Origin of the sequence: Vibrio sp. B1-2 (assembly GCF_963888445.1) — a bacterium.
GTDB lineage: Bacteria > Pseudomonadota > Gammaproteobacteria > Enterobacterales > Vibrionaceae > Vibrio > Vibrio anguillarum.
In genome coordinates this window covers 63,986-78,183 of sequence record NZ_CAWPJH010000033.1, presented here as the reverse complement: position 1 = coordinate 78,183, position 14,198 = coordinate 63,986, and the positions used below count along the sequence as shown (strand labels likewise).

Below are 14,198 nucleotides of genomic sequence, written 5' to 3'. Positions count from 1 at the left end.
TTGTCTCGAGGGATTTTCAATTATTGAATTAAAACGATATCAATTAATCGAATACAAACTGCAAGCCTTCAACTAACCAACCACCAGTCCAAACATTAATCTGCTTGATGCGTTTACCTTGCGGCACAGTGTACGTTTCAACTTTTTTGTTGCTAGCATAGTGGGTTGAACCCAATAACACGCTAGAGCCATCCTTCATCGTGAACTTAATCGCCACTATGTGGTAACCACCCCAGTTATAAAGACCAGAGGTAACTTCCACGGATTGCAATTGATCAAGAGCAATCGGTGCTCTTAGCACACCACCGTTAGTACCTTGTACTGGGCCGCCCACCAAGTTATTGGCCGTCGTGCCGATCGCATCGATCGCAAAACCAGAACGCAGATACATCTGGTTATCCGCCGTCACGACACGTTGCGATTGCTGAGTATTTGAGTAACCAAAAATTGGAGACTCACCACCCACCGTTGCACGTAATGTACTCGAACGGTATGTATTATGGCTCAACCAACTTGGCTCAACAAAAGTAGGTAAAGTGCCATCTTGATTGATGTTGGTCAGGTGGAAAGCGTGCTGGTTCCAAATACGAGTCGCATTCTTCCAAGGTTTTGCACTGTCCGCCGATTCATAAACAAACACACCATGGTTAACGACATAGTTTTTATCAAAATCATTAGCAACAACAATCAGCTCTGCATTATTGTCACCTTCCAGATCGACCACGATAGGATATTCCCAAAGTGTCGCCGTTGAGTGCGCTAACGAAGCACGTTCTTTACCCGTTTTGCCATCTAACACACGTACACGAGCATGGTCTTGCACGAGTACTTCATCGATACCATCATTATCAAAGTCATAGGCAGACACACCAATTTTGCCGCTGCCAGTATCATCGTTCGCAACAGACCAAACGCGCTCACCTTTGCTGTTATACATATCGACAGCGGCATAACCCGCGTAAACAATCCCTTTTACATCCAGATCATTGGTACCATTTAGCGTAGCTAACTCAAACTGAACACCGTCCAACAGCCAACCAGCGCTCCAAGCTTTAATGCCTTTAATACGACTACCTACTGGTACAGTAAAGCGCTCGGTCTGCTTGGAATAAGCATAGTTTTTAGAGCCCATAGAAATCACGCTACCGTTGCTCATTCTAAAATCGAGCGCCAATAAATGATAACCACCCCAATAGTATTTACCCCAAGTCAGATCAATCGCTTTAATATCTTTGACGTTAACTGCGGCATTAAGATTGCCTCCCGTACCACCGACTAAAGTCGAAGCAGAAGCACCAATCGCATCAATCGCGAATCCTGAACGAACAGAGATTTTACCATCGACCGCCAAAACAATAGAAGCAGGATTGCTATTAGGTTGATAACCGTAGATTTTTGAGAACTCAGTCGTTTCAACTGCTTGAGCTTTGCCTAAAAAGTTAGATACCGCCTGCACGCCACCGCCTGGATTGGCAGTATTGTTGATTTCCCACTTAATGGTGCCATCGTGTTCTAGCACAGCAAAACGTGCGTTATGCCCAGTTGATGCAGAAGCAGGAACTGAAGCGATAATCTCTGGCTCAGCATCATTATCTAGGTTAACCAGCGAAGAGAACCAAACTGCATCATTGGCATGATATTGCCAATTGATCGCGCCGTTATTTTGAAATAGAGTACCACCTGAAAAGACTTCTTGTTGCTGATCGCCATCGACATCAACGTTGATCGATGACGGTGCCCAAGGGTGGTTAAAAATCAGCCCTGTGTGGTAGTTATACACACCATCTGCAGCCAGAATTTCGACGCTGCCATCATGGTCTAAATCAGCCAACGTGATATCACCAACAATACGCCAGCCACTTTCTGTGGTTGGGATCTGTTTTTTGATGTTGCCTTGGTTATCCAAAATCGTGATGAATTGATCGCGATTGTTGGTTGTAACAATTTCAACGATTCCGTCACCATCCAGATCGCCTACGGCAGGAGAATAACGCGCATCCGCGATCACACCACCATTCGCATAACTCCACAACTCAGAACCATCCACACCACTTAAAGCACGCACTAAACCGCCATTGGCATATTTGTTTCCTTCAAATGTCACTACGATCAAATCTGCGACATCTTTTTCATCAATCTTGCCATCGCCATTGTCATCATTCAGTTGCGCGGCAACCGGCGTAACCATCACTTGGTTAGAATTAGGTTGGAAAGCACTGCCTTGCCAAGACCACTTAAGCTTCATATTGAGTGCAGAGCTGTCACCTTCATAAGGAACAACACGCATTGAACGAGGCTTTGAGAAATCAAGAGTTTCGCCATTGTAGGCTGTGACTGCTCGCATCTGCTCATTTTGAGTATGACCGCCAAATACCGCTAAACGGTTATAAGAGAGGTTATCCCAATCACTCAGCATGACACCTAAACCTTGTGGCGCTTCCACATCCACTTCATGAGCATAGATATAAGCAGGCAATGAGTAGCCTGAGCGCTCACCCTCTTTCAAACAGAAACGCTCACCCGTTTGGCGGCTAACGATACAAGCCTCAGGATAAGTTTCAGAAGCCAGCACTCGCATTGAGCGTGGTTTAGAAAAATCTAAATAAGTGCCGTTGTAGGCCTTAACATTCTTAAGATCTTCGTTGCCAGTATAACGATTGAACACAGCCAAACGGTTATAAGACAGGTTGTCCCAATCACTCAGCATGACAGAGACACCACTCGGAGCCTGTACATCGACTGGATGAGCATAAATCCAGCTAGGTAGGGAGTATCCCGAGCGCTCTCCTACATTCAAACAATATTTTTCGCCATTCAGGCGGCTGATAATACACCCTTCGGCTTCATTCGTTGTGGCTTGAGCCACGGTGCTACTTAGCGACAAAAGACTGACAGCAAGTGCAATATATTGAGACGTCATCTGTAAGACTCCCTTTACTTGGGGTTAATTTTTTCAAAGCCAGAAACGATATGCATCTGGTTGATTTTTTTGTAATTATTATTTTTCAAACCTAGGAACTGGTGAACTGGTATCGTGAATTGCCAATAAAAATCCGACGGAATTATCAATAAATGGAAGGGATATTTCAACACAACACGCATATTTTTACGCCTCACTAATGAGACATCTCAAAATTGAGAAACGAACCGACTACAGTGAATATCTCTCTGTTTTTTCAAGAAGCGTTTTATAGGTGCTGTTATACTTAAAGCAATTAGATAAAGAGGGTGGCATCTTGCGTTACATATTTATTTCACTTATTTTACTCAGCCTAAGCCCAGCTATTATCTCTGAAGTCATTTCTCATAATGTAATAGAATATGGTGCCATCGCGAATGATGGACAGGATGATTCATCCGCATTTCAAAATGCACTGAATCAATTAAATGATAATAATGTACTGATTATTCCCTCTGGCGAATATCAAATTTGCAAAACCCTTTATTTAAAGGAAAAGAATAACATTGAAATTATTGGCTCCATACACAGTAAATTAAAGAAATGTAGTCCATTTAATGGTGAGTATTTACTCAGTATCATGTACACACAAAATATCAAACTGCAAGGTCTCAGTTTTGAAGGGCTGAATAATGGTGACTTAGAACCTATATGGGGAGAACAAGGTGTCTACCTTGGCAGCACTAAAGGCACCTTAGTGGTTCAAAATCAATTTACTCGCTTTGGTGACGCGGCATTGCGTATGACCACAGCAAGCCAGGACTACTCTATACCACCCGGGTCGATGTCAATCAGAGTTAGCCACAATCGCTTTGAACATTGTGCTCAAGTAACCACAACGCAAGCGGCTGTGGGAACAGAAAGGCCAGGCACGCAAGATATTATTATTGACAATAATCAATTTAATGCGTGTAAATTAAAATTATCAGCACGGGCCGATACCAAAAGCGCCAAAGTCATTAATAACCAATTTGAAAATATTAATGGTACTTCAAATGAAGTCAGTTATTATTCTGATGTTTATTATTCAGGAAACACTTTTCATAACATAAATGGATTTGCCATAAATATTTACCCTAACTCTAGAACAGAGCAAAACATTCAATGGGGTAATATTTCAATTATTGGCAATTTTTTTGATACTGCTCAACAAGGAATACGCTTACAAAGCTTTAGTAAAAATAACCCGACCAATCAATCCATTAAAAACATTCAAATTAGCAATAATACATTTGAAAGGATTTACTTTGGTTCTGAAATAGAAAAAAAATATAAATCGATTATCCGAACTAACAGCCAAGATGATTTGGTTTCATTTGAAAATGTCAACATTACTGGAAATCAGTATCAATTAACACCATATAGTAAATTCATCTCAATTGACGATAAAAGCAAGCTTATTAACATTAAAAACAATGAACAACTTTATAATGAAAATTGTCATATACAGGATGTTATTAAAGATTGATAAGTGGCACCACCAGCAAGATGCAACTATTTAATCGAGTTCAAGAGTAAGCGACCACTATACAATTCAACGTTAAGAATATATTGCTTATACCATTCAAATAATACAATAAAAACCGCCAAAGGCGGTTTTTATACACATAAGGTTAGGTCACTAGATAAAACTATTTTTTTACCACTACCATTGACTGCTCAACTCGCTCACCAGAGACAGTATCTACAACCTGAGCATTAATGGTATATTCACCTTCGGGATAGCTTTTATCGAAATTAATTCCACGCACTTTTGAATAAGTATCACCTGAAGCAATAACCCATTTCTCTCTCGCGTTGACAGGAATAATCAAACCATCAGGACCTGCCGCTGTCATCCAGAACTCGACGTTAGCTTCTCCCTCACGGCCATTATTTAAATCAATGGTGAATGGAACAAAACCGCCGGTACTTTCCACACTATTAATACCAAATTGATTTTTGATATCAATAGTCAAACCATTGAGTTCAGGTAGGCTATTTAAATCGACCCCTTTCACAAATTCTTGGTTGGCTTTAAATACTTCTCCATTTTCTGCAACGACTTGAAGAGAAACAGTATATTTACCATCAGCCATATACTCTGGAACCCAGAAACCACGTGTAACATTCAACATGCGACCATCAGTAAGAGCATCAGACTCTTGCTGCGCTGTATCAACTCCAACTACCGCTTTGGCTGGGAAGTAGATACCTTCTGGACCTTTAATAGATAGCCAGTAATTGAACTTCACTGTTTCACAGCTTTCATTACGGATCCATAGCTGACTGGCAATATATCCACCGTTACGTGCCAACTGGTTTTGATTTAATGAAAGGTTTGCTTCAATCACTGGCTGTAACTCACAATCCACTTCCGCATAAGAAGCAGTTGAAAATAACAATGCCAAGCATGATGCCAGATAATAATAACGTTTGTTCATGATAGATCCTTTAAAGTTAGACAACCATTTGTTTTTACAACTGGCGCTAAGGCTAATTGATAACTATAAAAAATACATCCGCTTTTTATTAAAGGATCAGATTTTATCAAATCTAAGACAATTACATTGACTAAGTATTAATAATAATAAACAAAATTTATTCAACTAATAAGCTCCCTAAAAATAAACTAAAGTTTACTTTCATATGGTCAATTTAATTCTTTCGTTTTATTTTTTCATTAAGTAGTAGCCAAGCATAACGACTATTAGTCACTAAATAACGCTTCCACATTCTTCTAGGTTCTTGTAATACACGATATAACCATTCCAACCCAGACTTTTGCATCCATGAGGGTGCACGAGAAACATGACCTGCGACAACATCAAATGTTCCCCCTACCCCCATCACAAATAACACACCCAACTGCTCTTGCCAGCGGTTGATAAAGTTCTCTTTTTTCGGTGATGTGATCGCAACAAACAGAAGTTTTGCACCTGACTGACGGATCTTTTCAACTATCGCGTGTTCATCATCCCAAAAATAGCCATGGTGATAACCCGCAATCACTAATTGTGGATGCTTTGCCTGCATGGCCGCAGCCGTTTTTTCAACAATCTCCGACTTTGCGCCTAGGTAGAACACTGGCATTTGTTCTTGTGCAGCCATCGCATTGAGCTCTAGAAACAAGTCAACACCCGCCACTCGTTCCGGCACTTGGTGACCTAAAAAGCGCGCGCCCCAAACCACACCCATACCATCGATATTGATAATGTCACACTCGGTCACGGACTGAGCCAATTCAGAATCCTTACGCATATTGACTAACTTAGCAACATTGACGACCACATGCTGGGTAAACTCTTGTCGCAAAATGCGATCGCGGATCAGAGCAACAGTTTCACTCATCGAAGCCACATCCATTGGGCTACCAAGAAAATTAATGCGTTTCAATCGGTTATTCCTCATTGGTAATTCTTAAATAAAAACGGAATGAAAAGTACATCCACGCCTGTGTCCAGCGCGCGTAGTGAATTCGATTAACCCAACGTTTGTTACGTTGATAAACAAACTGATCCCGCTCGGGCATGTACAGCGTTTGAATAGCACGCTGAATGACGCGTTTAACCAAAACAACATCACTCTCCTCACCTCCAACACTGAGTAAGGTAATAATTGCCTGTGATACTGAATGCGGATCCAGTGGATAAGGATTGTTGTGGTAATATTTCGCTGTTCCATCGGCTTCAAATAGATGCTGCTTGTAAAAATAAAAACCGCGTGCAATCACCTCATCAAATTCGTTTGTCGCTAAAATAGTTCGTATGAGGTGTAGTGCTTCTAAATTGTAGCCCGTATGAAATCCGTCAATAAACACATGATGATGACGAGTACCATAGGCCCAGCTGCCATCGGCAGCTTGAGCTTGAGCACTATTACGCGCAATGCGTAATGCCAACTCGGTGTAGTCTGGGCGAGACGTTTCTCGACCGACCACGGCCAGCCAAGCTGCCGCCCACAAACTGGCGTTGTGCACAAACGCCGTTTCCCCGGGGATATACGCAAAAAACTCCCCGCTCTCATTTTGAGTCAATAAATGGCCAGCAATAAAATCACCACTGCGCAGCGCCAACTCGACCCAGTCAGCTCGCCCGGTCAGTTGCCCCAATTGGTGTAAGGCACGGCTGACATAGACTGTCGTGATCACATTCGGCTTCCCCTTGGGAACAAAGAACGCACGCGCTTTCCAATCAAAATGATACCCCCAACAGGCACCATGCCAGATTTGCTCATCACAACGCTGAGCCACTAGCCACAGCGCAAGTTGCTCCGCTTCTGTGAGCAAAGCGGGATCTTTTGTCACTTGATACTCTTCGATTAATCCGAGAATAAACAGAGCCACGCCTTTAGGGTTTCGCGCTTTGGGCACACCTAGCCATGGTCGAAGATTAAGGGGAGAGCGTTTGAACAACTGGATCCATGCTAAGCCGAAAGTCGAGTCTTTGCTTATCGGCAAGCGCTTGAACCAGCTTGAATTGAGTCCATCAAAAGGGTCATATCCAGCGAATTGTTCTGTACGAGCTTTATTCAATAAACATTGGCTAATATCAGCTACAGTCGTCGATTTCATGATTTTAATAGCTCATCGTAGAGTGTTTGTAGACGCGGGATCACCGCCTGCAAAGAGAAGTTTTCGGCAAACTTTTGTTTAGCGGCCGTAGCAATACGTCGATTTTCCGCACGTTGCTCAATCAAATCTCCTAGTGCTTGCGCTAAAGCGACCACATCGCCAGCCTCAATTAAACGCCCTTCTTCACCATTACTAATTGCATCAGGAATCCCGCCCGCTCGGCTTGCTACCACAGGAATGCCTGCCGACATGGCTTCTATCACTCCCATTGGAAAGCCTTCGTTATAGCTGGGTAAGCAATAAATATCCGTTTGAGTCAATAAGTTGGTCTTCGCCTCACCAGCAATCCAGCCTAAACAGTACACAGAGTCAGCGAGCCCCATTTTATTAGCCATAGCTTGATAAATTTCAATATCGCCATCGCCAGCGAGATAAAGCTGCGCCTCAGGACAACGCTGTTTGACTAACGCAAAAGCTTGAATCAGGTCACCCACACCTTTGCGCGTGCCTAAACGACCAAGGAAGGCAATACGACCTGGTTGAGCAAGATGGCGATCTAAAGCCAAACTGGGTACAGCGTTATACAGCACAGAAACACCTTGTGTTCGTCCTATCACCTCTTGTAGCCATGTCAGCCATTGAGTGGATAGTACCAGTACATGATCAGCTAGAGCAAAAGTACGTCGAATGTGAGTTTGCTGATCCACATTGCACTCATCTCGATAGAAATCACGAAACTCAGCACCATGCAAATGCAAAATAACCTTACCTTTCAAAACATTAACCAGGCGCACAATCACAGATTTACGTCGATAGCTACCTCGTGATGACATGTGAATATGCACAAGGCCAACTCGGTAACGTACAAAGCAGTACAACAATTGGCAGAGAGCCAGCATAAAGCGTAATGTCATTCGCCATTTCTGTCCGTGGTCTAAACTTGAGTGTGAAGCAATCAACTTGATTTGGTTTTCCTCTAAAAAACCGCAATCAGCGTACGTTGAAACCACAGTTGCCACGCCACCTTGACCTTTCAGGTCAGTGGCGACCATTAGATTAATCGCTTTTCTCACAACACATCCTTGACAGTACAGATAGCTTGTCGAATCTTACCATTCCCGGTACGCTCAAGCGCTGCCACCATTTCTATGGTGACAATTAACGAGCTTCCTAAGCGAGCTTGAGTATTACCGATTAACTTTTGTTGCTGCTCTTCATTAAATTGCTCAGCATCCGCCACCACTTTCACCACAATCTGTCCACGTTCACTCTGAACAAATTGGCATGCTATAATCCCAGTGACACCTTTAGGTATATGGTTCAGGATATGCACTTTTTGACCATCTTCGCCGACGAGATAATCACCAACACGTCCCTTAATATGTTCAATTATTGGGTAGAATCTCCCACATGGACACTGCTTCTCGTCAGACAATACGACATGGTCACCAGTTTTGTACCTGACTAGAGGAAAGTAGCTATTATTGAAATTAGTGCCAACAATTTCATGAGTACCATTTCCCGCATCTAAAAATTCAACATGTGAGTAATCGGTGAGAACGTGATAACGACCATGCTCACAATTAGCAATTGCAGCAACCCTTTCAAATAGGCCATACCAATCAAACACTTTGCAGCCAAAGCGCGTCTCAATAACTTGGCGATCTTCTGCAGACAAAGACTCTGATGAAGTGATAATGGATTTGAGCTTCGCCGGATAATAACTTTGGTTAGCCTCTAAATAGCGGGCTAACGTAGCAATCGAAGAAGGATATGCTTGAATCACTTCAACTCCAAAATCGACCATAGCTTGCAGATAACTAGGTATCGTTTGCGATGTAAGATGGAAAGATGAAAGCACTATCATCTGTTCAAACCAGGAGTAGCGCCAAAACGACCCTTGTTTTTGACTCAATGGCACCACCATATCGCCCCTGATCCACGCTCGTTTATCACCTTTACGATACCCCGCCCAAGCCAACTGTCTTTCGACAAAGGCTTGCTCACGAATAACTGAATTCATGTCTTGCAAAATAGTCAGAGGCGTGCCGGTTGTACCACTTGTAGCCCCTTTCACTACCACAGAAGGTTTGTTCTGCGAGATAAACTGCTCGTGGTCATGACGCAATACCGCTTTATCCAGATATGGAAAAGCCTCAAGCTCAAGATTGAGTAAGTCTAAATTCTGATAAAACGGCACATGATTACGAGCATTAGCTAAGGTGTTTTGAAGCTTATCTTGTTGGTAATCGCCTAAATGGGTGCGCGAAAACTCATTAGCCTGGATCTCTTTTAGAACGGCGCGCATCTCGCCGTTTTCTCTGACCATCTTACGTGAAAGCGCCCGCACAGAAAGCATTACATTTTGCAGCCAGATTGGTGCTTTAACATAAAGTGAACTTGTAAACATCAGTAAAAGTCCTTGGGATTAATATTTGTTTTGATCACTTTGGCGGGCATTCCGACCACAACGCTGTAAGGGGGGACATCTTCAAGTACCACAGCATTCGCACCAATCACGGCTCCATCACCGACTCGAACATCACCCAGTACTTTTGCCCCAGTGGCGATATAGACGTAATTACCGATCACTGGAACATTATGTGAACGAGAACGGCCACCAATAGTTACATTGCTTCCAATCACACACTCTTTGCCGATTACACAGCGCTTATGAATTACAACTGCAATCCCTCCATAGCCAAAGACAGTCCCTTTACCAATTTCAGACTGACTATAGACGGCACAATTATGAACCAAACGAATCAAACCATTACAGACCTGAGGCAATAGCGGTATGCGGCGCTTATAGAAGAAATGGCCAACACAATACAACCACATTTCTTATCTCCTAATAACTCTTGTTCGCCAACGAGCGATCAGATGAACGATAACGACAGACTAAAGCCACAACTAATAACATTAGTGCGGGAGTCTTCACCGTTAGTGCATTGTTAGTCAGTGATATCAACATAAAACTGAGTAAAGCAACTTGAGCAGAAAATTCTTGTCGGTAAATCAAGCGCACTGGAACAGTGTAAGTTGCCAGTAATAAACCGATCCCCCCCAGTAAGCCAAAGTTTAGAACCCATCCAATCAAATAGTTTTCCACGACATTGATCCCGATATAAAAGGCGATATCACTCAGTAATCCATGAGATGCGCCAAATACCCACTCCGAAGGTGAAAGCTGTTCAAGCAAAATAAAAACATCGAATCGAGCTTCGGCACTTTTGTCGATGTACAACTTAGACAGTATTCGCTCGCCTATAGGAGTTAACACTAAGGTCAAAATAACGGCAATCACAGAGAAATAGACCAAGGCCTGCAGATAAGCGAATTTCAACTTGTGGTAACGAACGCCTTGGCCTAAAAAGTCACGTAATTTGGGCAACAGCATCAGAAAATTTCCCAATAGGAAAATCCCCAACGCAGCTCGCCCTCCAAAAGCAAACAGGGCTAACACGATAACAGAGACATACAAAACCGCCGGAATTCGTGTATAACGCATCACAATCGGCGTTAATGATGCCGTAATGAGAGCATTGTTCAGTGGATGAGCCAAAAATGCGGTCGAACGGAAAGTTGAAAAACTTCCAATCTCTACAGCCACAATACTCTGCACCAAAATAAGCTCAATAATAGCAATACAAGCATTAAGAAATAGAAGATAGCCGAGTAGAGCCAGTAATCGATTTTTAGCTGTATCGGATAACCCGTATACAACAGGAACCACAACCAAAGGGATAAAAATCGTATCAATAAGATAAGCGAGTCCCGACGTACCGAATCGCATAAAGCCGTATAAAATAACGGCCAGCATCGATACCATGGCCAGCAACCATGCTTTTTTAAGCTCATTCAAAGGCTTAATAAGATTAAAAAGCCCTACCCGTAATATCAACAGAGCAAAAATTCCCATAGTCAAATAGGAATAGACATGAATTTTGAGTATGGGGCTCCCGCCTTCTGAAACGTACTGAATGCCCATATTTTCGAGTAAAAAGGCCCCCAGCAGAAATGCACTGAGGACAATCAGAATCATCCATCGAATGAGATTACGTTCGCTCAATTGGGCCTCCAGATTGAGAATAAACGTTGACGTGCATTAAAAGCATTAGTGCACCACAAACAGATGCCATAAAACAACAATGATGAGGTGACATAAAAGGCTAGAGCGAATAATGAATGGATCGCCAGTGGACACTGTTTCACTGCGTATAAGTAGCCGCCCATCAGAAGTGAAGAAATGATCACTTTGACGCCATCAATGCCAATAGCGTAACGATACCCCGATCTCCATGAGCTGATAAAAGAGAGTATTGCGACTAAGCCACTCACTATAAGCAAGGTGATAGCCGCACCAAACATGCCAAATTGATTGAGCATAAAAGGTAGTAGGAAAATGCTCGCTACTAAGCCCGAGAGAGAAACCCATAGGAGCTTGCGAGTCTGTAATAGAAACTGCAAACCATGATCAAGGTAATGACCTTTAAAATTAATCAGATAAACAGCGATCGCTAACACCCAGAATAGTCCGGTAGAACTACTGAGATATTGCTCCCCCAAAAAGAGCCTAATGATCTCTTCTTGTAATATTCCAAGTCCAAATAGAGCCGGCAAAGTAAGGGTAACCAATAAATGCAGATAGGTTTTATGCTGACTCACAAGGGTGATTTTATCTTCCGCATGCTTGGCCAAATTAGGATAGAGAGGCATAGCAATTACCATGAAAACTAAGCCCAGCACTCCCATCAATAAATTGGCTTGCGCAGCATAGATACCCGTTTCGTTCATCCCAACGAAATGGGCGATAAATAAACGATCGACTCTTCCCCCTAATACGCTAATTCCTCCCGCTAACATGATCGGAATACCGTAAGTAAGCAGACGCTTTAACATAGCAATATGCCATTCAGGCCGTCTAGGAAAACCCAGACCTAAAGCTCCAATGCCAAAGCTCAAGGTTAAAGCAAACAACGCAGACTCAATAGTAGCCGCCCAAGAGAGTGAAAGGATGGAGAGCACTACCGCAGAAATTGACTGCAATACGGTCGCTTGACGATAAGCGCTCAATCGCTCATTTAAGCGACTCAATTCTAACTGGTATTGAAATATCGATTTAACCGACAGTAAAGCACCCAGTATCAATAATCGTTCCCAATTCAATTGCTGATAAATGAATAAAGTTACGGCGATAACAATAAAACCAAGCAAAGATCCGATAATAACCAGCAGTGAAATGGTTTGAACGAGTTGGACTTGCTCCCGATCCGAGTACCCGGGGTAGAGACGTAACATCGACGTGTTGAGCCATTGAGTACTAAAAGCACGCACGAGTTCGAGAACCACCATAGCCACCGCTAACACACCATAATTTTCTGGTGTAAGGAAACGGGTTTGTACGGCGATTAGCATAAAAACGCTCAAAGCAGCAAAAACCTGCACAGGGGCATATCTGAGTAGGCTAGCAATCAACTCAGCACCTCTCGATAAAGATTCTGGTAATGTTCAATCACATTTTCTGCTGTAAACTGATCGCGTAAATAAGCTTGAATCGCTTGAGTATCGGCCATTTTGATCTCATTCATTCGCTTTGCAATCTCCGCTTCCTCGCCATCTCGCATGAAAACCACCCCCAACTTAGCAAACGTTGCTTGTCGCTCACCTAAAATCCCTACAGGAGTTGTAACCAACGGTAATCCTGCTGCCAACATTTCTAGCGGCGCTAAACCAAATGTTTCTTGAGCGGAAGTAAATATGCCTACATCAGCAAGCTGATATTGTTGGACAATTTCTTTTTGATTAAGCTTGCCAAGAAAATGCACATTTTGTTCAAGTCCATAATCTTGGACTAACTGTTGCAACTCCATGGAATACACGTGATCCACCTTGGGACCAATGATACATAAAGTGGCCAATTGACCGAGTTTTTTCAGCTCTCGTAATAATGAAATTGCTAATTCAATCCTTTTATGACGAGAAATAAGCGCACAAGTTACGAAGTGAATCGAAGAGCCTGAAAAGGTATGAGAAGGCTGAATAAAGTATTCCTGATTCACCGGATTACCTATCACCCGAATCGGCTTGGCCGTTTCGGGTTTCAGTGCCTGATGTAAAACTTCACCGACACACGTATAGGCATCCACAGAAAAGTCGCTCACCCAAGGAATTATTTGCTCATAAACAAAATCATTGAGTTTTGAAACAGGCTTACGCCCAATTTTTCGGTAGGAATGTAACGTCAAAACATTACGGGTTTTATACCCAATTCCAATCATCCAACTATTTAAATGAGCATGAACAAGGTCCGGCTGAAAAAACCTCAACTGCTCTTGGATACGTAACCAGGTAGATAATAGACTGGGCAGAGGTAGTCCAAATCGCTTTTCACGCAGCTGGCAAACCACAACTTCCACATTCTTTGATAGCTGGATAATCTCGCCTGAAGAAGAGTGATTATTGAGCGGATCAAACGCTAAAACCCGATAATGATATGGGCGCTCTTGATCAGCAAGTTGACGTACCAACATTTGACATACTGAATCCACGCCACCTATATTTTCTTCTCCCCAGTTCAGGGTTGAAATAGGCATGATCAGTAACACTTTTTTCATCAGTTCGATTCCATCTTCATCAATGAACAAAACGTTTAACCCCGACCACTTTTCTCTAGTAGTCAGAGTT

Annotated in this window: 11 protein-coding genes; 1 reads left to right on the top strand and 10 read right to left on the bottom strand. The window is 42.7% G+C overall.

Features of this window, described 5'->3' with window-relative positions; genetic code table 11:
* Positions 1–43 precede the first annotated feature (43 nt).
* Positions 44–2,920 carry a beta-prism lectin domain-containing protein gene (locus AACQ75_RS10320; RefSeq protein ID WP_170888595.1) on the bottom strand — a complete coding sequence of 959 codons (2,877 nt, stop codon included), beginning with the start codon at positions 2,918–2,920 and terminating at the stop codon, positions 44–46.
* 274 nt (positions 2,921–3,194) lie between these two features.
* Between AACQ75_RS10320 and AACQ75_RS10315 the strand changes: the two genes are divergently transcribed.
* Positions 3,195–4,427 (top strand): glycosyl hydrolase family 28-related protein, encoded by a 1,233-nt coding sequence (locus AACQ75_RS10315; RefSeq protein ID WP_170888594.1) that lies wholly within the window; start codon positions 3,195–3,197, stop codon positions 4,425–4,427.
* Between the two features lie 163 nt (positions 4,428–4,590).
* Here the strand turns inward: AACQ75_RS10315 and AACQ75_RS10310 are convergent, their stop codons facing one another.
* The 9 genes from AACQ75_RS10310 to AACQ75_RS10270 form a co-directional block, all read right to left on the bottom strand.
* Positions 4,591–5,382, bottom strand: a complete 792-nt coding sequence (locus AACQ75_RS10310; RefSeq protein WP_170888593.1) for an RbmA family biofilm matrix protein — start codon at positions 5,380–5,382, stop codon at positions 4,591–4,593.
* A 214-nt stretch (positions 5,383–5,596) separates the two neighbouring features.
* Entirely contained in the window at positions 5,597–6,349 is a 753-nt protein-coding gene (gene vpsK, locus AACQ75_RS10305) for an exopolysaccharide biosynthesis glycosyltransferase VpsK (RefSeq protein WP_212755013.1), read from the bottom strand.
* A complete protein-coding gene (gene vpsj, locus AACQ75_RS10300; protein WP_170888591.1) occupies positions 6,339–7,511 on the bottom strand; it encodes an exopolysaccharide biosynthesis protein VpsJ in 1,173 nt (390 codons plus the stop codon). The genes vpsK and vpsj overlap by 11 nt, the downstream gene beginning before the upstream one ends.
* Complete coding sequence (gene vpsI, locus AACQ75_RS10295; RefSeq protein WP_017045447.1) at positions 7,508–8,584, bottom strand: exopolysaccharide biosynthesis glycosyltransferase VpsI; 1,077 nt, start codon at positions 8,582–8,584, stop codon at positions 7,508–7,510. The genes vpsj and vpsI overlap by 4 nt, the downstream gene beginning before the upstream one ends.
* On the bottom strand, positions 8,581–9,921 hold the full coding sequence (gene vpsH, locus AACQ75_RS10290) for an exopolysaccharide biosynthesis protein VpsH (RefSeq protein WP_170888590.1): 1,341 nt from the start codon (positions 9,919–9,921) through the stop codon (positions 8,581–8,583). Before vpsH ends, vpsI begins: the two co-directional genes overlap by 4 nt.
* Entirely contained in the window at positions 9,921–10,352 is a 432-nt protein-coding gene (gene vpsG / locus AACQ75_RS10285) for an exopolysaccharide biosynthesis acetyltransferase VpsG (RefSeq protein ID WP_017045449.1), read from the bottom strand. Before vpsG ends, vpsH begins: the two co-directional genes overlap by 1 nt.
* 10 nt (positions 10,353–10,362) lie before the next feature.
* Positions 10,363–11,583, bottom strand: coding sequence for an exopolysaccharide biosynthesis protein VpsF (vpsF, locus tag AACQ75_RS10280; protein ID WP_212755012.1), 1,221 nt, complete (start codon positions 11,581–11,583; stop codon positions 10,363–10,365).
* A complete protein-coding gene (gene vpsE / locus AACQ75_RS10275; protein WP_170888589.1) occupies positions 11,580–12,989 on the bottom strand; it encodes an exopolysaccharide biosynthesis flippase VpsE in 1,410 nt (469 codons plus the stop codon). The genes vpsF and vpsE overlap by 4 nt, the downstream gene beginning before the upstream one ends.
* Positions 12,986–14,128: a VpsD family glycosyltransferase gene (locus AACQ75_RS10270; RefSeq protein ID WP_170888588.1), complete on the bottom strand. Its 1,143-nt coding sequence runs from the start codon at positions 14,126–14,128 to the stop codon at positions 12,986–12,988. Before AACQ75_RS10270 ends, vpsE begins: the two co-directional genes overlap by 4 nt.
* Between the last annotated feature and the right edge of the window lie 70 nt (positions 14,129–14,198).

What these genes read in the sequence shown, in the direction of transcription:
- AACQ75_RS10270 (WP_170888588.1), bottom strand. Translation starts at nt 14,128, where the DNA reads ATGAAAAAAGTGTTACTGATCATGCCTATTTCAACCCTGAACTGGGGA.
- vpsH (WP_170888590.1), bottom strand. Translation starts at nt 9,921, where the DNA reads ATGTTTACAAGTTCACTTTATGTTAAAGCACCAATCTGGCTGCAAAAT.
- vpsj (WP_170888591.1), bottom strand. Translation starts at nt 7,511, where the DNA reads ATGAAATCGACGACTGTAGCTGATATTAGCCAATGTTTATTGAATAAA.
- vpsG (WP_017045449.1), bottom strand. Translation starts at nt 10,352, where the DNA reads ATGTGGTTGTATTGTGTTGGCCATTTCTTCTATAAGCGCCGCATACCG.
- AACQ75_RS10320 (WP_170888595.1), bottom strand. Translation starts at nt 2,920, where the DNA reads ATGACGTCTCAATATATTGCACTTGCTGTCAGTCTTTTGTCGCTAAGT.
- vpsK (WP_212755013.1), bottom strand. Translation starts at nt 6,349, where the DNA reads ATGAGGAATAACCGATTGAAACGCATTAATTTTCTTGGTAGCCCAATG.
- AACQ75_RS10310 (WP_170888593.1), bottom strand. Translation starts at nt 5,382, where the DNA reads ATGAACAAACGTTATTATTATCTGGCATCATGCTTGGCATTGTTATTT.